We start from the raw sequence: 25981 nt of genomic DNA, 5'->3' as shown, positions 1-25981 counted from the left end.
TTTTTTTCAAATATATACCAGAAAAATTATTAATTTTGTGTGAATATTTCTAGTATAATAGTATTATAGACAACAAGAGTTACACATCTAGGGGGAAGAAAGGTGAAGAAAAAGGTACTTAAAATAGGAATAGGACTATTTGTCGTTCTTTTATTAATAGATGTTATTGCAAGTTTTTATTTCTATAGCTTGGCAATTAGTCGAGGACAGAAAGATTTCTTGAGTGGAAATAAGGATCTAGAGGTTTCGGCTGAAACAATGAATGTTCTACTAGAGGGTGGCTGGCGTGATTGGGTAGCCAATCAGGAGTTTGAATTAATGGAGATGACTTCACGAGATGGCCTTCTTTTACAAGGTTATTTTCTGGAAGCGAAAGAGCCAACAAACAAGCTAGTAATTGCTGCACATGGATACTTGGGTAGAGGCAGTGATATGGGGTTATATGGTCAACACTATTATGAGGAATTAGGCTATCATTTCTTTACAGCTGATTCCAGAGGTCATGGTAGAAGTGAAGGGGACTATTACGGTTTTGGCTGGCCAGATCGATTGGATTATGTGGACTGGATTAATCTATTGGTTGAAAAGCTAGGAGCCGATACAGAAATTATACTCCATGGTCTTTCGATGGGGGCAGCGACCGTTCTCATGACAGCTGGGGAAGAGCTACCGGATAATGTGAAGGTTGTTGTCGCAGACAGCCCTTATACCAGTGTTCAAGATTTATTCTCTTATCAGATTAAGAGAATGTTTAATCTTCCACCATTCCCTTTTATTCATTCTACAAGTCTCGTGACGAAGGCGAAGGCAGGGTATTCATTTACAGAAGCGTCAACATTGAAGCAGGTGAAGAAGATTGATGTTCCTGTATTATATATTACCGGGGATGCCGATACATTTGTTCCAACGGAAATGACCCACGAGCTATATGAAAATACGAAAAGTGAGGCTGAAATTGTTACTTTTGAAGGGGCGAATCACGGCGAGTCCTTTGTAATGGATGAGGAAAGGTATGTTGAAGTAATAAATACGTTTTTAAACGAGCATTTGGAAAGTAATTAGAGAAGGCCCAGACTGATTTGTCTGGGCCTCTGTTATTAATTCTATAAATATCTATCAAACCAACCACAAATTTGGTTTAGGCGTTCTACACGCATTTCTGGTTTTCCGCTACGACTTAACTCGTGGTTTGCACCAGGGAAGCGTACAAATTCTGTTTCTTTCTTAAGATGTTTTAATGTTACATAGAATTGCTCAGCTTGTTCAATAGGGCAACGATAATCCACTTCTCCATGTAAGATAAGGATTGGTGTTTCCACTTGATCTGCATACTTTAATGGAGAGATTTCCCATAGTGCTTTCGGATCCTCTAATAAATCATATCCATGTTGCCATTTATTAAAGAAATAACCAATGTCACTTACTCCATAGAAGCTCAACCAGTTACTAATGGAACGCTGAGTTACTGCAGCTTTGAAGCGATTTGTATGTCCTACAATCCAGTTGGTCATAAAGCCACCATAGCTTCCACCTGTTACCCCTAAGCGGTCCTTATCAATGAAGTCATATGTTTCGAGTGCATAATCAACTGCAGACATTAGGTCCCTGTAGTCGCCACCACCATAATCACCTCGACAAGCATTAACAAATTCTTGTCCATATCCATAACTACCACGTGGATTCGTATATAGTACTACATATCCTTTAGCCGCAAGTAACTGCATTTCATGGAAAAATGTCTGTCCATACATCGTATGTGGTCCACCATGGATTTCTAGTACGAATGGATACTTTTTGCCTTCTTCAAATCCATAAGGTTTTAATAACCAACCATGGATATCCCAGCCATCCTCCGCTTCAAATGTAACTGGCTCTGGTGATCCTACTGCTACCTCATTAAGAAATTCGTTGTTAGCGTCTGTAAGCTGCACTTCTCTTCCGTTTGAATTAAGAAGGTAGAAGTTACATGGATTTGTTGGGGTACTTACACCGACTACAAAGTTTTCTGTTTTCGGGTTATATGAAAAACCAAATACATGGCTGTCCACCGCATAAAGTTGTTTTAACTCTCCATTAAGATTTGCTTCATAAAGATTGGTAGCTCCTAAATCAGAGCCAATGAAAAACACACGATTTTCATCACTAGACCATATTGGGCCATTTTCCGAACTACCCAAACGAGTATCTCCAACAATTAAATCCCCAATTTGAAAATCCCAATCCTTACTTAGACATGTATGTTCCTTTGATTGGATATCAAAAATAAATAGTTCTGTTAATGTTGCATTTAAGTACTCCTGTTGATGCCCCAGGTAAGCAATCTTATTCCCACTTGGAGAGAAGCGAGCCGTATAATAAGAACCATTTCCGTCTGTCAGTCTAGTTATCGCTTTTGTTGCAGTATCTAAAGTATATATATCGCTTTTTAGCTCGTAATCAGCATCTTCTCTTATATTTGCTACAAATAGAATAGTCGAACCATCTGGTGAGATATCAAGATAATTATAATGATAATCTCCACTAGTTAATAGCGTAAAAGTTTCCGTCTCTATATCATATTGCACGATATGGGATTTCTTTTCGTCTAGGAATCCTTGTGCATCTGATTTATATTTTAAGTTTTTTACAATTAGAGGTTTCTTGCTTTTTTCTTCTTTTTCTTTTTGGCGCTCTTCTTTTGACATCTCTTCTTGGTTGCTAACATCTTCATCTGCTTCTAATGTTGCTGTGAAGAAAATGTACTTTCCATCCTTAGACCATTCTGGATTGACCGCTCCATTCTTAAATGTGGTAAGTTGTCTAGCTTCACCGCCATCAAGTGATAATAACCATAGTTGTTGTACACCACTTCGATTGGACTGGAATACAACAGCTTTCCCGTCTGGAGAGAATCGTGGGTTACTATTTTTGTCATGACCAAAAGTCCAACGTTTCGTTTCTTTACTCTCAATTTGTTGTACAAATAAATGAGACTCATATTCTTTTTTATCATTGATTGTGGTCGATACATATGCATATGTATTTCCATCAGGTGATAATTGTGGATCACTAAATACTTCTAATTTCATAAAATCTTCTGTTGAGATTGCACGTTTAGCCATTAATCAAACCTCCACTTGTTGAATTTTCAAACTTGTTTTTATTCTAAACTATTTCGTAATACGAAGCAATTGGTAAATCATAGAATATGAGATTTTTTTCTATTTAAAAAGCTGTCTCGTTAATGGAGGTTAATCCGTTAACTGAGACAGCTTTTATTTATACGTTCGTAATTAAATTTTCTAGAATATTAGCATCTTTTTCATAGGCCTTCTGGAGCTTTCGTGTAATCTCTCCTGGTTTTCCATCCTGTATTTTTTGACCATCCACCATAATAATTGGAGTAATCTCTGATGTGCTACTAGATAGGAATAGTTCATCTGCTTCCTGAATATCATGAATCTTAAAGGGCTCTTCGACTAGTTGTATTCCTACGTCTGCCACAAATCTTTCTATTGCCATTCGAACACAGCCATGCAAAATATTTCTAGTTGTAGGGTGGGTATATATTTTTCCATCCTTAACTAAATAAACATTGGATGATGAACATTCCGTTACGATTCCATCCCGATGAAGTATAGCTTCATAGCACCCTTGCTCAAAAGCAGTCTGCTTTGCTAGGACATTTGGTAATAGATTTAAGCTCTTAATATAACAATTTTGCCAACGCTCATCTGGATGAGTGATAACGGAGACACCGTTTTTGAGATTTTGTAGATTTCGAGGTAACGCTTGAACATACGCATAGAAATTAGGCTCCACATTTTTGGGGAAGATATGATCCCTTGGCGCTGAACCTCGAGTAATTTGCATATAAATCTTGCCATCTTCCGTCAGATTGTTTCGTACTACTAATTCCGATAATAATTCTTTTAGCTCTGTTTTAGATACAGAGAAGGTAAGTTTAATCGCTTCTGCCGATCGATATAATCGGTCGATATGTTCATCAAGTAAATAAAATGAACCATTATAAATTCGAATTACTTCATATATACCATCACCAAATTGAAGCGCACGCTCCTCAAGTGGGTATTTCACACTATCACGATGGATAAATTTTGACTGAGATAATACAACAGGAAAGACTGACACTTCCATTCGCCTCCTTAATGATTATGACTATTTTATTACGGGAATTGGCTGTTGTAAATGATTGTTTTTAATATTTTATTCTATTTGTTCAAATGAGTTAGTAAACTAGTATCTAGAGGTTCGCTAAAGTTAGATGACATATCGCTAAAGATTGGTTCTTCCCAGCTAAAGATTATGTCTAATCTACTTTTTTCGACAGATTTTAATTTTTTTCTTGCATATGTTTAAGAGACTTGCTATAATAATTCTTGCATTCACAAAATGCACAGAACTTGATGAAATAGAAAATGCGGGTGTAGTTTAATGGTAAAACTCCAGCCACGAGCTGTACTTCTACCGAATAAACTCCGAGTTGCCCTGAAGCATATACATCCCTGAATAATCTTGTAGATGCAGGGGCATGTATTGCGGTGAACTTAACTAAATAGAAAATCTACACTTTTATGCGGGTGTAGTTTAATGGTAAAACTCCAGCCTTCCAAGCTGATGTCGAGGGTTCGATTCCCTTCACCCGCTCCATACATATGTCTTAACGCAGTGTTTCGTAATAAACTTACGAGATGTTGCGTTTTTAATTTTATAGAACATATTGAATAAAACTGGAAGGGAGGCGTTGCAAGTGAATACAGCACAACTAAAACAAGAAATTATCGAGTACAGTAAGAGCATAGGAATTGATAAAATAGGTTTTACGACTGCAGATGTTTTTAGTGAGCTAAAAGAGCGGTTAAAGCGGCAGCAGGAACTTGGTTATCAATCTGGATTTGAAAAAGGAACAAACGAAGAACGAACCGAGCCAAAGCGTCTGTTGCCAGAAGCTCAGTCAATCATTTCAATTGCAATGGCCTATCCTTCTCGTATGCGAAAAGATGCTCCAAAGAGCACAAAGGATGAGCGAAGGGGATTTTTCTGCCGCGCGTCTTGGGGAGTAGATTATCATAATGTACTGCGAGAACGTCTGAAGAAGTTAGAAGCTTTTATCCATGAAAAAGTGGAAGATGTAATAACCAAAGTGATGGTAGATACCGGTGAGCTTTCGGATAAGGCAGTTGCGGAGAGAGCGGGTGTAGGATTCGTTGGAAAAAACACCCTACTCATTACAGAAGAATATGGTTCCTTTGTATATTTAGGTGAACTGATTACCAATATTCCGTTTATACCTGATACACCAGTAGAAGACGGATGTGGTGACTGCAGAATTTGTGTCGATGCTTGTCCAACTGGTGCAATTATCGAAGGTGGTCAACTCAATGCACAACGATGCATTGCATTTCTTACTCAAACAAAGGACTTCCTTCCTGACGAATTCCGCAGTAAGCTTGGTAACAGAGTATATGGTTGTGATACTTGTCAGCTTGTATGTCCGAAGAATCGAAAAGTAGATTTTCATATTCACCCTGAATTTGAACCTGAAGACGATATTGCGAAGCCGAAACTAAAACCGATGCTCTCCATATCAAATCGTGAGTTTAAAGAAACCTTTGGCCATATTGCTGGTTCATGGCGAGGTAAAAAGCCGATTCAACGCAATGCTATTATTGGACTTGGTCATTACCGAGATGTAACTGCAGTTGATGACCTAATTGCGATAATGAATCATGACCCGAGACCGGTAATTAGAGGAACAGCAGCATGGTCACTAGGAAAAATTGGTGCTGAAAAAGGATTTGAAGCGATACAAAAGGCAATGGAAAAAGAAACGGATGAAGATGTCCTATTCGAAATGGAGAAGGGATTAGCCTTCCGAAAGATTGAGAAGAATATTTTATAAAAAACTATATGAAAATACCTCGTTAGACATGCATCCCCTCCATATATATGTTATTGGAGGGGATTTTTATGGACTTAATTGAAAAAATCTGGGGGGAACTACTTGAGACGAATGTGGAAAGTCTCAAATGGTGGGAACAACAAAAGGCTCTTTATGAAAAGCGCCAAGCAAAGATTGTAAGAATCAAGGGGAAAGGACATGTTTATCACCGACTACGCTACGATGATGAAGAAACAATCTACTACCATCTACACCTGGCTGTCTTACTTAAACAAGGGGAGCATTTTATTAGAGAAGAGCGGGTGGTACCGAACGTAATACGAATAAAAGCAGGAGATATTATGGAACATCGGGAACTTAATCTTGGCGTACCTAAAGAACAAAAGGGTAAGCTAACACTACTCAATGATGATAACGATACAGTTCATGAGCGTTTCTCGTATGATCGTCGAGCGGCAGTTCAATATGCAGAAAGATGGTGGAATAGCTATAATCCGGCCTATCGAAAATTTGATGTGGATTGCACTAATTTTATTTCCCAGTGCCTTCGTTCAGGTGGGGCACCAATGAGGGGAGCACCAAATCGTGGTCGAGGTTGGTGGTACCAGGGGAATAATTGGAGTTATAGTTGGGCAGTTGCCCATTCGTTAAGATGGTATTTAGCCGGTTCTACCCAAGGGTTAAAAGGTACAGAAGTTGAATCACCGATGGAGTTACAACCCGGTGATGTAATTTGTTATGATTTTGAAGGTGATGGCAAATGGAATCATAATACTATTGTCGTTACAAAGGATGCTAATGGTGCACCGTTAGTAAATGCCCATACCCATAATAGTAGACACCGATTTTGGTCCTATGAAGATTCCACAGCCTATACACCAAATATAAAATATAAGTTTTTCCGTATCGGAGATTAATGATATAATAGATTAGTTGTTCGAAACAAAGGAAAAAAGAGCAAGGAGAAATGCATTGTGAGTTTACACGTTGTACTATATGAACCAGAGATCCCAGCTAATACCGGGAACATCGGAAGAACATGTTTAGCAACGGATACCAAACTACATTTAATCCATCCGCTGGGCTTCTCAACCGATGATAAGGCGGTTCGCCGAGCAGGACTTGATTATTGGAAAGATGTTGATATGGAAGAGCATCTAACCATTTTTGACTTATACGATAAATATCCAAATGGTAAGTTTTATTATATTGAAAACTTCGGTTCGAAGCATTATACCGATTTTGATTTTAGTAATACTGAAGAAGATCTTTTCTTTGTTTTTGGAAAAGAATCAACAGGGATACCTAAGGACTTATTGATTGGTAAAGAAGACCAATGTCTACGCATTCATATGAATGATAAGGTCCGTTCCTTAAACCTGTCTAATACAGCAGCCATTATTGTGTATGAGGTCATGAGACAGCAAGGCTTTCCAAAGCTAACATAAAAAAACGTCATCCAACTCAAGAGTGGATGACGTTTTTTGTTATGGTGTAAGTAGGAAGAAGGAACTACGTTTTTGTCAAGTGGGACAATATCACCTGGATCCAGGACTATATTTAGTTAATCCGGCCCCAAATCTCATCACATCAGTTCCGCCCGCTAACATAAAAAACCTAAATCCCCAAAATCAGTAGGAGAAAACAAAAAAACTAGCCCGTTAAGAGCTAGCTTCATCCAACCTTATTGATTTTTCTTCGGTACTCCAGGTTTTGCATCATAACCAGCAGTAAATATTGCTACAAGGAATGTAACAGTTACACCCAAAATAAGCGCTAATCCCATTATGAAGTTCCTCCTTTGTGAAAATCCATATGTATGAAAGACATCTAATTATATCTGTCCCCATTATAGCGAAAAAATGCATGAATGTGAACTAAGTTTCATAACAATTCCCTAAAATGACAAATTTGAATATTCACTATCTTTTTAATTCGATACAATTCTAGGATAATGCGCATAAGATATATTGTTTCCCACTTGAAAATAAGGTATATTAGTTGATGAAGAAACAAGTCAGTTCTATAATTGAACTGTTATTAAAAAACCGTTTTCATACGGAGAAATGTTAACTTCTAATGGGGGTATAAGACGTGGCACAAAATGACGAATCTTCACAAAGATTCTGGGGTGAGTTTCATGGTCCTAACATGGGGTATGTGGAAGAACAGTATGAATTATACAAAGAGGACCCTCAAGCAATTGATCAATCGTTAAGAGAGTTGTTTGATCTGCATGGTGCTCCTAATTGGTTGAAATCGTCTTCCAACCAAGAGAATTCTGCAAGCACTTCCATAAGCGATGTTAAAAAAATTACCTCAACAGTGAAATTAGTTGAGGCTATTCGTCGTTTCGGACATTTGGAAGCAGATATTTACCCAGTAAATGTACTAGAGGATAGGAAGTCTGAACTACTTAATCCTAAAACTTACAATCTAACAGAAGCAGATTTAAGAGAAATTCCTGCAGCTTGGGTATGGGAGAAAGCACCAGTTGGTGTGGAGAATGCTCTCGATGTTGTACGCGAATTAAGAAAATATTATACGGGTACAATTACATTTGAATATGACCATGTTGATAGTGAAGTAGAACGAGATTGGTTATCGGATTATATTGAATCAGGTAAAGCTCGCTTAAATCTCACAGATGATGAAAAGAAACAATTATTGGACCGTCTAGCAAATGTGGAGGGCTTTGAAGCATTTTTACAAAAAACATTTGTTGGTCAAAAACGTTTCTCAATTGAAGGATTAGAATCCATGGTTCCGATGCTTGACCACATCGTTAAGCATGCAATCGATGATAAGGTAGGGCATATCATGATGGGGATGGCCCACCGAGGTAGACTAAGTGTACTAGCTCACATATTAGGAAAACCAATTGATAAGATATTTTCTGAGTTCCACCATTCTCCTAATAAAGAGTTGATGCCTTCTGAGGGATCAAGAGGAATCAATTATGGGTGGACTGGAGATGTTAAATACCATTTTGGTGCCGTAAGAGATGTAAAGGATGGGGATGAGACGAAGATAAAGATTACCCTTGCTCACAATCCATCTCATCTAGAGTTTGTAAACCCAGTCGTGGAAGGGTTTGCACGTGCAGCACAAGACTTTCGTTTCGAAAGTGGCTATCCGAAACAAGATGTCCAAAAAGCAATTCCAGTATTAATTCACGGAGATGCTGCATTTATTGGGGAAGGTGTCGTTGCAGAAACTTTAAACCTGGCTAATCTTCCGGGATATAGTACAGGTGGAACACTGCATATCATTGCGAACAACTTACTAGGGTATACAACAGATCATCATGATGGCCGTTCCACTCGTTATGCGAGTGACTTAGCAAAAGGATTTGAGATTCCAGTCATTCATGTTAATGCGGATGATCCGATTGCTTGTGTGTCTGCAATTAAATTGGCGTTTGATTATCGTCAAAAGTTTAACAAAGACATTTTAATCGATTTGGTAGGGTATCGTCGTTATGGTCACAATGAAATGGATGAACCAAGAGTAACACAACCTAAATTGTATGGTTTAATTGATAAACATCCAACAGTAGCAAATGTATTTGCAAAAGAACTGGCTGAAAAAGGGATTGTAACGAAGGAAGTATTCGAGCAAATGGTAGCGGATGTTGAGAGTAACCTGAAAGCCATTTACGATGGTATGGGCGAAATGGAAATTGCCAAAGTGGAATGCAAGCCGATGCCAGATGCGTTAAACACGGATTTAGAGAAATATGAAACAGCGGTATCAATGGATGCATTAGAGCAGCTTAACGAGGAGCTTTTTAAACGTCCAGATGGATTCACAGAAAACAAAAAGCTTGCTAGAATTTTCAAGCGTCGCAGAGAGGCATTACAGGATGGAAATCTGGTGGACTGGGGTGCAGGGGAAGCACTAGCGTATGCATCTATTCTAAAAGATGGTATACCGATTCGCCTAACCGGTCAGGATTCTGAACGTGGAACTTTCGCACACCGTCACGGTGTATTAAATGATGCTGTAACAAATGAAAAATATAGTATCTTCCACGGTGTTGATTCTAAAGCATCCTTTGATATTAGGAACAGTCCATTATCTGAAGTAGCTGTATTAGGCTTTGAATATGGTTATAGTGTTCAAGCTCCGAATACGTTAGTTCTTTGGGAAGCACAGTTTGGTGACTTTGCCAATGTAGCTCAAACAATCTTTGACCAATTCATTTCTTCTGCCCGTGCAAAATGGGGAGATAAATCCAATATGGTCATGTTGTTACCACACGGCTATGAAGGTCAAGGACCAGAACATTCTAGTGCAAGATTAGAACGCTTCCTACAAATGGCTGCAGAGAATAACTGGATTGTTGCATATGTAACATCTTCTGCTCAGTTCTTCCATTTGATTCGTAGACAGGCAGCTTTACGTGATAAGGAAGAAGCGCGACCATTGATTCTAATGACGCCTAAGAGTAGTCTACTGCGAAATCAACGCATTGCATCAGAAGCAAAAGATTTCACAGAAGGAAAATTCCAACCGCTCCGAAACCAGCCTAATTTAAAGGTTAGTAAAACGAATGCAAAACGTTTGCTTATTGGAACTGGAAAAGTCATGGTGGATATTGAAGAAACAATTGTAAACTCTGAAGAAAAATTTGACTGGCTACGCGCGGTTCGATTAGAACAAATCTATCCTTTCCCAACGAAAGAATTGGAAAAAGTATTGTCTGAACTTCCAAATCTGGAGGAAATTGTTTGGGTACAAGAAGAACCGAAAAACATGGGTGCATGGGATTTTGTAGATGATTATCTAAGAGACTTATTAAAACCGGGTCAAAACTTGCGTTACATTGGACGCCCAGATCGATCCGCACCGGCTGTTGGTGATCCAAATGTGCATAAAGCAGAACAAGAGACAATTATACAACAAGCAATTAACCCGACATTAGGAGGAGATTCCAGTGAAAGAAATTAAGATACCTGAACTTGCCGAATCAATTACAGAAGGTACAATTGCCCAGTGGTTAGTTAAAGTAGGGGATAAAGTCGAAAAAGGGGATCCTGTAGTAGAACTAGAAACTGATAAAGTAAACGTTGAAGTGAATGCTGAAGTTTCAGGTGTTATTACGGAAATCCTAAAAGAGGAAGGCGATGATGTTGAAGTAGGAGACATTATTGCAAATGTTAGTGCAGAAGGCGGAGCTGCTGTTGAATCCGTAAAAGAGGTAGCACCAGCTGCAAAAGAAGAGACTCCAACAGAAGCGCCAAAAGCTGTAGAGTCGCCAAAAACGCCAGAAGAGCCAGCTTCTAACCGTGATGTTATTGCGTCACCAGCAGCTAGAAAACGAGCTCGCGAATTGAATATTGATCTTAGTACGGTTACAACTCGTGACCCACTTGGACGTGTGCGTCCTGAAGATGTTGAGGCGGTAGCGAATGCACCTAAACAACAAACAACACCTGCAAAACAAGAACCAGCTGCTCCAAAAGCTGCGGCTGCAGAATTCAACAAGCCAGTTGAGGTTGTTAAAATGTCGCGTCGTCGTCAGACGATTGCAAAACGTCTAGTTGAGGCGCAACAAACTGCCGCAATGCTCACTACTTTTAATGAAGTAGATTTAACAAATGTTATGAAGCTTCGAAATGAGCGCAAAGAAAAATTCGTGGAAAAGCATGGTGTTAAACTTGGCTTCATGTCGTTCTTCACGAAGGCGGTAGTTGGAGCACTAAAAGACTTCCCACTACTAAATGCTGAAATTAATGGTACTGATCTTATCGTGAAAAAGTATTACGATATCGGTATCGCAGTATCAACTGATGAAGGTCTTGTCGTTCCAGTAGTGCGCGATGCTGACCGTTTAGACTTCGCTGGAGTAGAACGTGAGATTGCTAACCTTGGTAAGAAAGCTCGTAATAAGGAATTAGGATTGAATGATCTACAAGGCGGAACATTTACGATTACAAATGGTGGAACATTCGGGTCTATGCTTTCAACACCAATCTTGAATGCTCCACAAGTTGGTATCTTGGGAATGCACAATATTATTAAGCGCCCTGTCGTTATGCCAGATGATTCTATTGAAGTACGTCCAATGATGTATTTAGCACTTTCCTATGACCATAGAATTGTGGATGGTAAAGAGGCTGTTCAGTTCTTAGTTCGTGTGAAACAACTATTGGAAGATCCATATGATTTATTACTAGAAGGTTAAGATAGCAGTTTAAAAGTCTTAAGAAGAGTCCCTGCTATAACGAAAGTTGTAGCAGGGATTTTATTTTTTCCGCCAGATTCATCTTACAACGATTTTAAAAAATACACAGTAGCGTTGTCCATAAATAGTGGACATGCTTTAAAACACATTATCAATATTACTTGTATCTCTGATTTTTTATTTTTGTCAATTACAATTTGTTATTGCATTTTGAAATTAGGGTATTCTATTAAGAGTAATATATACAACTAGGAGGATTTACAACGAATGGATATTATTCTTGGTATACTTGCCATCATTATAGTTTTAGGTTTATCATACCTACTTTCCAACAACAAAAAGATTATTAACTATAGAGGGATAGGTATTATGATCCTAGCCCAATTGATAATTACATGGTTTATGTTTTCCACTACAATAGGTCAAACCATCATAAATGGAATTTCCTCTGTATTCAACAAACTGATTGAGTTTGGTACTGCTGGAGTTGATTTTATACTCGGAGGAGTAGTAGAAAATGAAGGTGGAATTTTCTTCTTCGACGTTCTATTACTAATTATCTTCTTTGCGACTATTTTATCTGTATTAACGTATTTAAAGATACTACCACTTATCATCAAGTATATTGGTGGAATTATCTCCAAAATTACTGGTCTGCCTAAGGTAGAATCATTCAATGCGGTTAATAGTATTTTCTTTGGTCAATCAGAAGCGTTAATTGCCATTCGCTCTCAGTTCCATCATTTAACTGCAAATCGTTTATACATTGTAAGTGCTTCAGCAATGGGATCTGTATCGGCTTCCATCGTAGGTGCCTATATGCAGATGCTACCACCTGAATATGTTCTTGTAGCATTACCACTGAATATGTTTAGTGCATTAATCATCTCTTCTGTTATTGCGCCTGTAAATGTACCAAAAGAAGAGGATACAGTAGACATTACGGATGTTTCGAATGACAAGAGTATTTTTGAAGCGATGGGTAATGGTGCATTAGAAGGTGGGAAAATTGCCCTAATTGTTGCAACCATGCTAGTTGCTTTTATCGCATCCCTAGAGCTTGTCAACTGGATTATTGAAGCTATATTTGCAGGCGTTACGTTACAACAGATTCTTGGTTATGTATTATCCCCAATCGGTATCCTGATGGGTATTCCTGTTAGTGAAGTAATTGAAGCTGCCGGCATTATGGGTACGAAGATTGTAACAAATGAGTTTGTTGCCATGTTAGAGTTCCAGGACATGCTAGGTAGTGTATCTGAAAAGACAGTTGGTATCGTAACAGTCTTCTTAACTTCATTCGCAAACTTCTCATCAATCGGTATTATTGCTGGAACAGTTCAAGGAATTGATCGTGAAAAAGGCGGAGAAGTATCGAGATTTGGTCTAAAACTTTTACTAGGTGCAACACTAGCATCTATTCTTTCTGCAACAATTGCTGGTTTATTCATTTAGAGACCATAAAACTCATCTGCGTATTAATTAGCAGATGAGTTTTCTATTATTGTCTTATATCGTTTTTGAACAATTAACAATCTTCCTAGTAGACATAACGCGCCTACACTTAAGCCAACTATAATTCCAACCCAATAGCCAAAAGGTTCCAATGAAGTGTAGTTAGCCAATAACCAGCCAGTTGGTAATCCAATCACCCAATAAGAAACTAGTGCTATAACAAGTGTCATATTAACGTCTTTATAGCCTCGAAGTGCTCCTTGAATAGGTGCACCGAATGCATCAGCTAATTGGTAGACAATAGCAAAGCCAATGAATTGAACCGTTAATGAAATCACCGCTGAATCCTCGTTATATAACGCAGCAACGGCATCTCTGAATAGATAAAGAATAATTCCATTGAATAAGGCAATAAATATACCACCACTTATTCCGATATAACTATAAACTTTTGCGTCATTTAAGCGTTTAGCACCGACCTCATATCCAACCGTGATCGTTAACGCCATTCCAACACTTAATGGTATCATATACAATAAGGATGAAAAGTTCATCGCCGCTTGATGCGCGGCTATCGTGTTCGTGCTATATACACTCATAAATAACGTGACAGCTGCGAAGATACTGGTTTCAAAGAAAATTGCAAAGCCGATAGGGATTCCTATCTTTAATTGTTCTAACCAATCTCTAACCTTTGGTCTACTCCATTTGGTAAAGAGTTTCAAATCCCGAAATGGACGAATCTTCATTAATATGATAATCGCTAGGACACTAGTTAACCAATACGATAGTGATGTAGCAATTCCAGCACCTATACCACCTAATGCTGGTATACCAAACTTCCCAAAAATAAATAAGTAATTTAAAACCACATTAATTGGAAGAGAGATTAAGATAATAAACATCGAAACCCGTGTTTGACCAAGGGCATCCATTAAACAGCGTAATGTGTTAAAAATAAATAATGGGATAATACCAGTACCTAATGAAATAAGGTAGTATTTAGAGATGTGTCTAACTTCAGCTTCTAAATCCATAAGATTTAATACAGGATTTATGGCCAATAATCCTAATAGGATAATCACTAAGGCTAATCCAATGGATAAGTAGAGTGCTTGTTGTGTTTTATAGGTAATTTCATTATCTTTTTTGGCACCTAATAATTGAGCAATAATTGGTGTGATAGCTAATAGGATACCATTGATACCTGTAAATATTGGCACCCACAGACTAGATCCTATAGCTACCCCGGCTAAGTCTTCTGCTCCAGCTCGCCCAGACATAACGGTATCAAAGAAGGTCATTAAATTTAGGCTGACTTGCGTAATTAAAATAGGGAAGAATATCATGAAAAACAATTTCGTTTTTTCTTTAATGGTACTTGTCTGATACATATTATGCTTCCTTTTTCTTGAATTTTTTAATAGGATAGAGAGGTAATGGATTTACATGCATAAAGTTTATTATACGACTATGCCATGTAATTGGAAAGAGGGGACTTCTAAAGCGTATGAGAAACAAACGAATTCTATTCACAGGCGGTGGGAGTGCAGGTCATGTCATCGTTAATTTAGCATTAATACCTGTATTTCAGCGTGAGGGATGGGAGATTGACTATATTGGATCAAAGGAAGGTATTGAACGCACGTTAATTGAGCAATTGGATGACGTTACCTATTATCCAATTTCAACTGGAAAATTACGTCGCTATTTATCATTAGAAAATATCAAGGATCCTTTTAAAGTGGTAAAAGGTACTTTACAAGCTTGGCACATTATTGGGAAGCGGAAACCAGCGGTAATCTTCTCGAAGGGTGGATTTGTTTCCGTACCGGTAGTCCTTGCCTCTAAAATGAGAGGAGTGTCTGCTGTCATACATGAGTCAGACTATACACCGGGGCTTGCCAATAAATTAGCAATTCCATTTGCCAAAAAAGTATTAGCTACTTTTCCTGAAACGATGGAATTTCTACCAGAAGGTAAAGCCGAGTATGTTGGAGCAGTAATTCGAGAAGAACTTTTTCAAGGTAGCAAGGAAAAGGGACTAACATTAGCTGGTTTCACTCAGCAAAAACCTGTATTACTCATCATGGGTGGAAGCGGTGGTGCTCAAAAAATTAATGATACCGTCAGAGCTTCACTGGATGTGTTATTAGAAAAGTTCCAGATAGTCCATATCTGTGGAAAAGGAAAAATGGATGCAAGTGTTCAAAGGCAAGGATATGCACAATTCGAGTATGTTACCGATGAATTAAAAGATATCTTTGCGGCTACTGACTTTGTATTGTCTCGCGCGGGTTCTAATGCTATTTTTGAATTTTTAGCATTACAAAAACCAATGCTACTTATCCCGCTCTCAAAAGAAGCGAGTAGGGGAGACCAAATTATCAATGCTAAGTCCTTTGCAGATAAAATGTATGCAAGAGTGTTAGAGGAAGAGGATTTAACAGAGGAAACTCTATCGAAGGAACTTGACAAATTAATGCAGCAAGCACCTATCATCATAGATAAAATGAAACAGTATCAAAGTGAAAGATCTCGTGATCGTGTAGTAGAAATAATAATGAATTCTATGAAATAGGGATAACTGTTCTTGATTCTAATTCTAATGAATCAAGAACAGTTTTTTTTGTAGAAAAAGATTTTCATACTGATATATGCAGTTGATAACTGCATTAAATTAAGTATGTTAGGAAACAATATGCAAAAGAATAATGTTTTTAGGAGGCAAATCGTGAATCAGAACATCCATCTAACTTCAGGAGAGATTGCATCACTCTGGACGACCTATATGAATGACAGTTTATCACATCAAGTTTTAAGATTTATATTAAAAGATATTAGTGATCCAGATATAAAGCCAATTATACAATACGCTTTTGATTTATCTGAAAAACATTTGAAGGATTTAACTACGCTCTTTTATAAAGAAAACTTTGCGATACCAAATGGTTTTGGTGAAGATGATGTGAATATTGAGGCACCTTGGTTATATACGGATACGTTTTGTCTAACCTATGTTAATCATATGGCTAGAGTTGGTATGGTATCGTATAGTGGCCTTCTCTCCATGAGTACGAGAAAGGATATTCGAGAGTATTTTTCTGCAGCATTAAAAGATACAAGCTATCTCTATAATCGCACATTAGAAATTCAACTTTCTAAGGGTATCAATGCTAGACATCCCTATATCGAAGTACCTAAGGAAAATGATTATATTGATAGTAAAAAGTATTTAAGCGGCATAAATCCTTTTCATGAAAAACGTGCACTTAATTCCATAGAAATATCATACTTATACATGAACATAATGACAAACTCGATGGGGATGAAATTGTGTATTTCATTTGCACAAACCTCTGGTTCGAAACAAGTTCAGGAATTTATGTTGAGAGGTAAGGAAATTGCTAAAAAACATATCAAACTTTTTGTTGATACCTTAATGAATGATGATATAGATGCCCCACATGTACCAGATGTTGCAGTTAGCGATTCTAAAAAAAGAACATTCTCTGATAAAATGATGATGTTTCATATTTCTTTATTAATGCAAGCGGGTATTGGTAATTATGCAACTGCTGCGGCTGCCAGTCAGCGAAGCGATCTAATGGTGAATTATGAGCGTTTATCATTAGAAGTTGCAGCATACTCGAAAAGCGGGGCAGATATTATGATTGAGAATGGTTGGTTAGAGCAACCTCCAGGAATGAAAAATAGAGATAAATTAGCAAAAGAATAAAATGAAAAATCCGAACCCATTCAAGAGAATTGAATAAAAGTTCGGATTTTCTTTCGTACAATTAGTTGTACGAAGGATCTTACTTCTTCTTAAATGGCCACCAATTAGCATTACCGAATAATCTCACCATTACTGGTACAAATAATGGTAACATGACGATAGCATAAAGGAATAAGCCAATTAATACGACCGTTGCTATTTGCAAGATAGATAATACGCCAGAAGGTAGCATTGCCCCGAATGTTCCTCCTAAAATCACAGCTGCTGAAATAATTACTGTTCCCATTTTTTTCATTGCAGTAATCATTGCTTCTTTTAGGTTTGTCTCACGGTATTCATTGAAACGATCCATTAGGAAAATACTATAGTCTATACCTAGTGCTGTTAGCATTACAAAGGCAAAGAACGGTACTGCCCATGTTAATCCATCATAGCCCATGATATTTACAAAGATAATCTCACTAAATGCCATGGAGGTAAAGTATGTTAAGATTAACGATCCAATTAAATATATTGGCATAATGATAGAACGAAGCAGGATAATTAGGATAATAAAGATACCTGCAATCATATACAATACTGTACGAGAATAATCTTCATCAGACACATTTTGGAGATCATTGTTCGTGCTACTTATTCCACCTAGTAATGTATTACTTGAGTCAAAGATAGTATCTTGTTTTACTTCATCCACTTTAGCATGAATCATATCTACCATTTTTAATGCTTCTGTCGAATATGGGTTATATTCTAAGACAACATCTAACTTTACGATTGTTTTATCATATGAAAGATACATGCTTGCACCTTCCATGAAATCATCATTTTCTAGTGCTTCTTCAGGTATCATCACGATTGGATTGTTTTCATCTGTTTCAATCTCAGATAAATAGTCTTTAACGGTGGTTAGCCCATCGTTTATTTGGTCTAATCCATCTGCTCCTTCTGTTAATCCAGAAGATAACTGACCTAGTTGGTCTTGCATTTCTACAAATGCTGTTTTTAATTCTTCTTGACCACCATAAATTTGAGTAAGTCCATCCTGAAGGCTAGGAAGATTAGATACAACTTGCCCTTGGCCACTCGCTGCTTGACTTAATCCTGACTCTAAATCTCCAACACCTGAAATTAATTTCTCAATGCCTGCAGATAATTGTTCCTGCGCAGAAATGGATGCTGCGAAATTGTATTGTTGATTTTGATCATTAAGCTGTTTTAGTGGTGTAATTACTTGATTCCGCATAACTTGCTTAAGATTACCAAGAGGTTCAACCTGTTGGTTTAAGGCTTCAACCGTCTTATATGCGATCATAAAGTCTGTATCTTGCTGTAAGTCTGGATGCTTCTCTAATACAGTACTTAAGCTACTATACACTTGGTTAATCGTAGTTGGTAATTGGCTAAGTGTACTAAATTGCTGATTGTTTAAACTTTCTAGTCCTGTTGCCAATTGCTTGTAACCATTTAGTAGTTCTTTATTTCCTACAATGGTTTGATCCAGATTGTCCTTTATCGTTTGTAGATTATTTTTAATTTCCGTTGCACCCATTGCCCCTGAAGAAATTCCTTCTTCAATTTGCTTCAGTGCAGCTTGAATTTCGCCAATACCAGTATTGGCTGAATTAGTTCCTTCTAGTAATTGGTCGACACCATTTTGCGCTTCTTCTAATTGCGGTGTTGCATTTTCCAATTCACTAGCAGCTTCCTGTAAGCCATCTTCAATTTCTGATAGTCCATCTGTACTCTTTCCGATGCCATCAGCAAGTTGACCAGTAAAATTATCTACTTTAAAGTCTTCAATTATGGAACCAGTTGGTCTTGTCGCACTTCGAACTTGATTAACACCAGTAAGTTTTGCTAGTTCTTCGGAAATCCGTTCGATTTGTTGATATTCTTCAACTGTATCGATAGGTTCATCAGCTTTTAAAACAACCGTAGTAGGCATGGTTTGACCGGGTCCGAAGCTATCGGAAATATAATTAAATCCTTTTACTGACTCATAAGAATCACCGATTTCTTCCAGTGAGTTATAGGATTTATCTCCATCATACGTAATTAATGCTGGAACAACAATGACTGCAACGATAAGCAGTGCAATGATTGGTCGAGTCCATGCAAATGTACCGATTGTACCCCAGAATTTACTTTCCTTATGAGATACTGATTTATCGAATGGCCAGAATAATTTTTTGCCTAATACGACTAGGAAAAACGGTACTAGGGTAGCTAGAGCCACTAACATCACTGCAACCCCTACCCCTACAGCTACGGCTGATTGGTAAAGAGAGAAGGTGGAAAGCCCAATTGTAGCAAAACCAATTAGTACGGCAATACCGGCAAATACGATTGTTTTTCCACTGTTTTTGTACGTGCGGATTACAGCTTCTTGAATAGAAGCATCCTCCGCTAATTCTTCTTTAAATCTACTTATTAATAAGATACAGTAATCCGTACCAATACCAAACATGACCGCAACCATAAATATTTGCGTAAATGTTGATAGTGGAAAATCTACCGTGTCAGCTAATATTGATACAATACCTTGTGCAGCTAGATAGGAAATCCCAACAGTTAACAATGGGATAAATGGTGCAACAAGAGATTTGAACACGATAAATAGGATGATAAGAATTAATCCTACTGTAATAATTTCGGTTTTCTTTAATCCCTCTTCAGAGTTGGTGATAATATCTTGTGAAATAAATGCTTCACCCGTTAAGTAGTGTTCAATTTTAATATCATCAACGACTTTATAAATAGCATCTCGAGCTTCATCTATTTCTTGGTTTTCTAGTGATACCTCAAATGGGATCATAATGGTTTTTTCATCGGAGGAAACCGTTTGCTCCTCAATAGCAGGATCATCTGTAAATGCTAGAATATCGGAAATTGCTAATGTATCCTGATTCTCATTTAATAGATTGATAGCTTTAGCAACCGAATCTTTTTCGGCTTGGTTAAAGCCATCTTTCTCATGGAAAACTAGTACAGCACTCGTTTTATTTCCTGTTTGGTCACCTGACATCGATGCTAACAGTTCTTGGGCTTGTACAGAGGGGGAATCCTCTGGTGCTGAGATTTGTCCCTTTTCTCGAACTAAATCTTGTAAATTCGGGGCAAATACGAATAGAGAAACAGCAGCTACAATCCATACGACAGCAATAAACCATCGATAACGAATAATATGTTTCATACCTTTATCTCCTTTCTATTCCTCGCTCATAATCTTGGCTAGCTTTTCTAATGAATGTATGAAGGCGTTAATTTCTTCTTTTTCAAAATTAGATAAATACTTACCTAATATTTCAAATATCGCTGTTTCAGTCTGGTTTATAAAATCCAAACCTTTTTGCGTTACATAGAGATATACTACTCTTCTATCTCTTTCATCACGTTTCCTTTCAATCAAGCCTTTATCATATAACCGATTAATCTGTGCAGTCACAGCGCTCTTTCCAACACCGAATTCGTTGGCTATGTCCGTACTAGTACAATCTTTATGTTTCAAAATATAATGCAAGGTTGAGAATTGATCGGTTGTAATATCAGAATGTATCTTATCTTTTAAAATGATATTAACTCTACGATAAACTTGATTGATAGAGGATTGGTAACGTTCAACGAGTTCTTTTAGCTCCAATATTTAACACACCTCCGACGTGAGAAAAATAGTTCACAATATGAATAGTTCACCTTTTGAACTATATTATCATAGCAGGATATGATTTACTTTGCAATTACTTTATTAAAAATGGCATCAAAACTATTTTGATGCCACTTGAGTATACGCTTAATAATATTCGGGAAGGTGATAAACCTAATTATCTGTGGACCTCTCCCTGTTGAACGATTCTAGCCTTAACATCGTACTTCACTTCTATTTGAGGGAATTTAGCATCCCATTCTTCATCAGTTAGTTTTCCGTCTTTATTCTGAATTCGATAGGTTATCCCATATCCAAAAGCATCTGAATTCACTTCTTTTAAATGGGATAAGATGTTTTCGTAGTTTTCTTTGATCTTTTTTTCTATTTCATTCTCTAGTTTTGAAACGGCTTCTGGTAAATCTAACTTTAATGGTACATTAATCTCTTGAAGATTTAATTTTATATTTACGTTTGTATCATATTGAAGTTTCTCTTTGTTTTTTAGCTTGATTTTGGATTTGCCTTTCTCAACCACCAAAGACATATCGATGTGATCAAATTGCTCAGCATGCTTCATGTCAACGAGGTAAGGTTCTAATGCTTTAATTGGAACGGTAAGGTTTAAAAAGTAATTACGTAAGGTTCCTTCCATCATTTTAAAATAACCTTCATATTCTAACGGAAGCTCACCGACCATTTTATCGTCTTTAAACAAAGCAATACCAACTAAAGCAGGTAACCCATCACGTAACCCCAATATCGGTAAAATAGGGTCGATGCCTTCATTTCTAATCGTAGTGGAAAAACCCGGCAATGGCACTTCAGGGAATAATTGCTCTTCCGTTCCGGGCTGAATCAGCCCTCGTAGGAATTCACCTAAGTTTGTATTAATACTCTCTTCTTCAACAGTGAATAATTCACTCGCTTTGGAATCTGCTACTGCTAACAATAAGGTGTTTGGGATATCGGCATCTCTTCTCAATGTATCTAAAATAGGATTTAAACCTTGTTCTGCTAAGTCTCTACCGTATATTTCTAGGTCTATTTTCCCTGGGACTATTTCCTGACTAACACTTTTATTAGCGTCCTGTACAGCTGCTTTAAGGGTTTTACCACTTCCAGAGACTGTTTTCGTTGTACTCGGAGCGTCCTTCATAAACTGCAAGATTGCCATGGTGATTTCGAGCTCCTGATCCTCTGTAGAATCGACTCCTCGTGATAATATAATTCCTAGATCCTCTAGTTGTAAGGTTTCAATACAACTTGTAAGTAATAGTAAACTACATAGCAAGATAGAAATTCTTAATAGTTTCAACCACTACCACTTCCTTGTCGCTTTTTCCACTTATTCTTCACGAGGATGATGGGAATTAGAAGGAACGGATAAACATACGTAATCCAAAATCCATATTTGGCTACAATGTCAGTAACCTGAAAGACTTCATACCCATATTCGAAGAAGTTAACTAAAATTAGAATAAGCGCTGTGATTAACCAAAGTGATATTTTTTCAGGTAATTTATATAAACGCCTTAACCCATAGACCATTGCCCATAGCAGGAGAACTAGATTCGGTAGAATAACCATAAGCCACATCACAACGACAATGTAATCTAACCGTTCGATAAAGGTAAAGGAAGCGGTTTTAAATAGAATTAGTAATGACCAATCAATATGTTCTAACGCTTCAGCACTAAAATAACCAATCGTAATAATCATTACAAGTAACACAATGAAGGTTGAAAAGGTAACTCCTAAGAATGTCGGTAGTTTTGCTTTGTTTTTATTTTGGATAAACGGATAGATTATCATTAGTATTTCGAATCCTGAAAGTGTGTAAGCTGTTGCCCTGGCTCCTCTTAATAGGTCCGGAAATGAAGTTTCAAACATAGGTAATAAGTTATACCAATTCATTCTCGTCATCGGGTCATACAAAACAAATAACAACCAAATAGTAGATAGGAATAAAATAAATGTAACTCCTACCACAACACGTAGTCCACCAAAGATAGTGTAGAGGACTAAAATCATGATCAAAATGCTAAGAGCTAAATTAGGAAATGTGTGATATAGAAAAAGTTGTATAACTTGAATATAGGTTAGTAAAATCGAAAAAAAACTAACTCCTAAATGTACTATTAAAATAGTTCCTAATAATTTACCTAGCCATTGACCGAATATATCGACTTGTATTCCGAAATAATCAGCACTCTCATATTGATTAAGAATCCAAAACATTGCAAGTAATAATATACAAATATACGCAAAGGCAATCAAAATAGAAATCCAAGAATCCCTATGTGCTTCTGTAAATATAAATCGTGGTGCGCCAATTATTCCAACACCTATCTGTATACTGGAAATAATAAAGAAAAGGTATAGTGCTCGAATGCTATTTCCTGGTTGAATGGATACATCTACTTTCATACGTCACCTACTAATCAATATCACGAGTCTTATTTGCATCTTCTTTACTGTATCTTCTGATAGATTTAGGACGATAAGATTTGGCACGTTTACTAGTATGGTTAAATGGGGTCCGGAATAGTATTTTATTGAAGTCCTTTATTTGTAATGGATAAATTGGCGTTAAATATGGTCTTCCTAGTGATGTTAATCTAACTGCATGAATAATGATTAGTGCCAATCCAAATACAATACCTAATAATCCGAATAGCCCCGCTAAAATAATTAATGGAAAACGGATTAACCGGATAGTTGTACCAAATAAGTAACTAGGAGTCGTAAAGGAAGCAAGTGCACTCATCGCAACTACAATAATGAGAATATTACTTGTAAGCCCCGCCTCCACTGCAGCAGTACCTATTACAACACCTCCAACTATACCCATTGTTTGACCGACTTTTGTCGGTAAACGTGCTCCAGCTTCTCGTAATAGCTCAAGAATGAGCTCAAGTAGAATAGCTTCAAATAAAGGAGGAAATGGAACTGCAGCACGAGATTGCCCAATGGAAATAAGAATCTGAGTTGGAATAATGGCATACTGATATGTCAGTGCTGCTACATATGTTGGTGTAACAAGAATAGAGAAAAACATGGCTAAGAAACGCAATATACGTAAAAAAGTACCAGCCTGCCAACGCATATAAAGATCCTCTGTTGACTCTAAGAAGCTGAACATAGTAGCAGGAGCAATAAAACCTGAAGGACTATTTTCAACTAAAATTCCGACTTTACCTTTAGTAACACCATAGGTAAAGCGATCTGGACGTTCTGTAATATCGAACTGTGGAAATAAATTAGTCTGGGAGTCTTCCAAATACTGCTTTAAAACGATAGCATCCTCTACCTCGTCCACGTCCAGTTCTTGCAAGCGTTGCCTCATCGTTTGAATATCGTCGTCATTTGCGAGGTTTTTCATGTATACTAATCTGACATCTTTTGGCGAAAGAGTTCCTATCTTAAATTCCTCAAAAATTAAGTCTGGTGATTTTATCCGCCAGCGCACAATATTCATATTCTTTGCCAGTGATTCTGTAAACGAAATTTTTGGTCCTAATACAAGAGACTCTGTTTCTGCCTTTTCTAATGATCGACTTTCTTTAATTGGAAATAGATAACTTAATGTTTCGTTGTCACCTTCTATATAAATAAAAACTTCACCAATAATTAGCTTACTGAGTATCATCTCTAATTTATCAATGGTTGAACCTGTACTTAAAGGGAGATTGTTTTGTAAATTTTTTATAGACAGTTTTAGTTGTTTTCTATCAAAGTGAACTAATGGTGTTAGTAATCCTTTTTGTACCTGATCTGAGTCAATTTGATAATCAATAAAAAAAACAGCAACTCGTTTATCTCCAACCGTATATTGATTGAATTTTAAATCTGGATCATTATTAAATTCTCTCTTCAGTATCTTTTCAAGCTTATCCAATTTTATAGGGAAAATATCTGTTTCCTTCTTATTTTCTTTTATCTTGGTTTCTGTTTTTTTCCTCCACACAAAAAAACCTCCAGGCATTGCAAGTAACTAGTAGAACTTAGCTTGTGGAGAAATGGGGAATTTATGTATAAAAGAGGGTAGTGAAGAATAAAAAAAGAGAGGATTAGTCCTCTCTTGTAACAATATCAACTTTACCTGTTCCAGGATCAATTACGAGACCATGTACTTTGACATATGGTGGAAGAAGTGGGTGATTTCGAATCAAGTTAACACTTTGTAGAACCGATTCTTCAACCGTATCGAATCCATGAAATTCTTCTTCAAAATCGATACCAGCATGTTTCAGTGTGTGGATAGTTTCTTCTTCGATACCTTTTTCTATCATTTTATTGGTTAATGCCTTTGTATCAACACGGGACATACCACAGTCGTGATGGCCAATGACGGTAACTTCTTCGGCTTTAAGTTCAAAAATAGCTACTAGTATACTTTTCATGATGCTATCAAATGGTTTACGGATAATGGCTCCAGCGTTTTTTACGACTTTTACATCACCATTTTGAATATTCAGCGCCCTATGTAAAAGTTCTACTAAACGAGATTCCATACATGTGAAGATTACCATTTTTTTGTTCGGAATACTATCTGTCTGGTATTGTACATACTCTTTTTCTTCCACAAATTTTTTATTATACGTTAACATGTCATCAAGATGCATACTTATCACTCCTTATAGTTTGGTAAAATACCCCATAAAAACTATACCAGTTTTCGAACTATATAGAAAATATTTTATTAGAATGGGGGAGAGATGATGAATGGACACGTACAGATTTGTAAATTATGTAAAAAACCAAAGCGATATAGTGCCTTTTATATTTGTCAAGAATGTTTGGTTGAATTAGACAAGGTAAGTATGTTTATCAAAAAGAATCCGCAAGCAAGCATTGCAGAAATATCATATGGTATAAATTTACCCTCAGATTGTGTCCAGCGTATCATTGAATTCTTCCTTGGACCGAATAAACAAATTAAACAGTGAAGTGTAGATGTTTAAAAAGGAATAATTTTTTGAAAAACTTATTGACTTCTAAAATATACCAAATTATAATGGTGAAGTATTAAAAAATAGTAAAGGAGGG

General features: G+C 37.0%; 19 protein-coding genes and 1 tRNA gene. 11 read left to right on the top strand and 9 right to left on the bottom strand.

The features are described from left to right. Positions 1–102 precede the first annotated feature (102 nt). Positions 103–1062, top strand: a complete 960-nt coding sequence (locus G5W_RS0102255; protein ID WP_010093822.1) for an alpha/beta hydrolase — start codon at positions 103–105, stop codon at positions 1060–1062. Between the two features lie 41 nt (positions 1063–1103). On the opposite strand, the gene G5W_RS0102250 is transcribed toward G5W_RS0102255, so the two are convergent. Both G5W_RS0102250 and dat read right to left on the bottom strand, forming a co-directional pair. Beyond that, a complete protein-coding gene (locus G5W_RS0102250; protein WP_010093820.1) occupies positions 1104–3101 on the bottom strand; it encodes a S9 family peptidase in 1998 nt (665 codons plus the stop codon). A 157-nt stretch (positions 3102–3258) separates the two neighbouring features. Then, a complete protein-coding gene (gene dat, locus G5W_RS0102245) occupies positions 3259–4131 on the bottom strand; it encodes a D-amino-acid transaminase (protein WP_010093818.1) in 873 nt (290 codons plus the stop codon). A 445-nt stretch (positions 4132–4576) separates the two neighbouring features. Between dat and G5W_RS0102240 the strand changes: the two genes are divergently transcribed. From G5W_RS0102240 to G5W_RS0102205, 7 genes are all read left to right on the top strand, one after another. Then, a tRNA-Gly gene (locus G5W_RS0102240) sits at positions 4577–4650 on the top strand. 100 nt (positions 4651–4750) lie between these two features. Then, positions 4751–5902, top strand: a complete 1152-nt coding sequence (queG, locus tag G5W_RS0102235) for a tRNA epoxyqueuosine(34) reductase QueG (RefSeq protein ID WP_010093816.1) — start codon at positions 4751–4753, stop codon at positions 5900–5902. Between the two features lie 68 nt (positions 5903–5970). Next, complete coding sequence (locus G5W_RS0102230; RefSeq protein WP_010093815.1) at positions 5971–6819, top strand: amidase domain-containing protein; 849 nt, start codon at positions 5971–5973, stop codon at positions 6817–6819. A 57-nt stretch (positions 6820–6876) separates the two neighbouring features. Beyond that, complete coding sequence (locus tag G5W_RS0102225) at positions 6877–7350, top strand: tRNA (cytidine(34)-2'-O)-methyltransferase (RefSeq protein WP_010093814.1); 474 nt, start codon at positions 6877–6879, stop codon at positions 7348–7350. 646 nt (positions 7351–7996) lie between these two features. Continuing rightward, positions 7997–10855, top strand: a complete 2859-nt coding sequence (locus G5W_RS0102215; RefSeq protein ID WP_010093811.1) for a 2-oxoglutarate dehydrogenase E1 component — start codon at positions 7997–7999, stop codon at positions 10853–10855. After that, a complete protein-coding gene (gene odhB / locus G5W_RS0102210; RefSeq protein ID WP_010093809.1) occupies positions 10842–12092 on the top strand; it encodes a 2-oxoglutarate dehydrogenase complex dihydrolipoyllysine-residue succinyltransferase in 1251 nt (416 codons plus the stop codon). Before G5W_RS0102215 ends, odhB begins: the two co-directional genes overlap by 14 nt. A gap of 267 nt (positions 12093–12359) precedes the next feature. Further along, a complete protein-coding gene (locus G5W_RS0102205) occupies positions 12360–13547 on the top strand; it encodes a NupC/NupG family nucleoside CNT transporter (RefSeq protein ID WP_010093807.1) in 1188 nt (395 codons plus the stop codon). A gap of 23 nt (positions 13548–13570) precedes the next feature. On the opposite strand, the gene G5W_RS0102200 is transcribed toward G5W_RS0102205, so the two are convergent. Beyond that, positions 13571–14941 (bottom strand): MATE family efflux transporter, encoded by a 1371-nt coding sequence (locus G5W_RS0102200; protein ID WP_010093805.1) that lies wholly within the window; start codon positions 14939–14941, stop codon positions 13571–13573. A gap of 116 nt (positions 14942–15057) precedes the next feature. On the opposite strand from G5W_RS0102200, the gene G5W_RS0102195 reads away from it, so the two are divergent. After that, positions 15058–16128, top strand: coding sequence for an undecaprenyldiphospho-muramoylpentapeptide beta-N-acetylglucosaminyltransferase (locus tag G5W_RS0102195; protein ID WP_010093803.1), 1071 nt, complete (start codon positions 15058–15060; stop codon positions 16126–16128). A 153-nt stretch (positions 16129–16281) separates the two neighbouring features. Further along, positions 16282–17286, top strand: a complete 1005-nt coding sequence (locus tag G5W_RS0102190) for a DUF3231 family protein (RefSeq protein ID WP_010093802.1) — start codon at positions 16282–16284, stop codon at positions 17284–17286. A 79-nt stretch (positions 17287–17365) separates the two neighbouring features. On the opposite strand, the gene G5W_RS0102185 is transcribed toward G5W_RS0102190, so the two are convergent. From G5W_RS0102185 to G5W_RS0102160, 6 genes are all read right to left on the bottom strand, one after another. Continuing rightward, entirely contained in the window at positions 17366–20479 is a 3114-nt protein-coding gene (locus G5W_RS0102185; RefSeq protein WP_010093801.1) for an MMPL family transporter, read from the bottom strand. Positions 20480–20494: 15 nt separating this feature from the next. Continuing rightward, positions 20495–20926, bottom strand: a complete 432-nt coding sequence (locus tag G5W_RS0102180) for a MarR family winged helix-turn-helix transcriptional regulator (RefSeq protein ID WP_010093800.1) — start codon at positions 20924–20926, stop codon at positions 20495–20497. A 181-nt stretch (positions 20927–21107) separates the two neighbouring features. Beyond that, positions 21108–22247, bottom strand: a complete 1140-nt coding sequence (locus G5W_RS0102175) for a Ger(x)C family spore germination protein (protein ID WP_010093799.1) — start codon at positions 22245–22247, stop codon at positions 21108–21110. Continuing rightward, complete coding sequence (locus G5W_RS0102170; RefSeq protein ID WP_010093797.1) at positions 22244–23359, bottom strand: GerAB/ArcD/ProY family transporter; 1116 nt, start codon at positions 23357–23359, stop codon at positions 22244–22246. Before G5W_RS0102170 ends, G5W_RS0102175 begins: the two co-directional genes overlap by 4 nt. A 10-nt stretch (positions 23360–23369) precedes the next feature. Further along, a complete protein-coding gene (locus G5W_RS0102165) occupies positions 23370–24899 on the bottom strand; it encodes a spore germination protein (RefSeq protein ID WP_010093796.1) in 1530 nt (509 codons plus the stop codon). A 103-nt stretch (positions 24900–25002) separates the two neighbouring features. Next, positions 25003–25557: a beta-class carbonic anhydrase gene (locus G5W_RS0102160; RefSeq protein WP_010093795.1), complete on the bottom strand. Its 555-nt coding sequence runs from the start codon at positions 25555–25557 to the stop codon at positions 25003–25005. Between the two features lie 96 nt (positions 25558–25653). Here G5W_RS0102160 and G5W_RS0102155 point away from each other — a divergent pair, with 96 nt between their 5' ends. After that, on the top strand, positions 25654–25881 hold the full coding sequence (locus G5W_RS0102155) for a hypothetical protein (RefSeq protein WP_010093794.1): 228 nt from the start codon (positions 25654–25656) through the stop codon (positions 25879–25881). The last annotated feature ends 100 nt before the right edge of the window (positions 25882–25981 follow it).

Source organism: Ornithinibacillus scapharcae TW25 (assembly GCF_000190475.1).
Lineage (GTDB): Bacteria > Bacillota > Bacilli > Bacillales > Amphibacillaceae > Ornithinibacillus > Ornithinibacillus scapharcae.
Note: the sequence above shows the minus strand (reverse complement) of the source record. Positions and strands in the feature narration are given on the sequence as shown.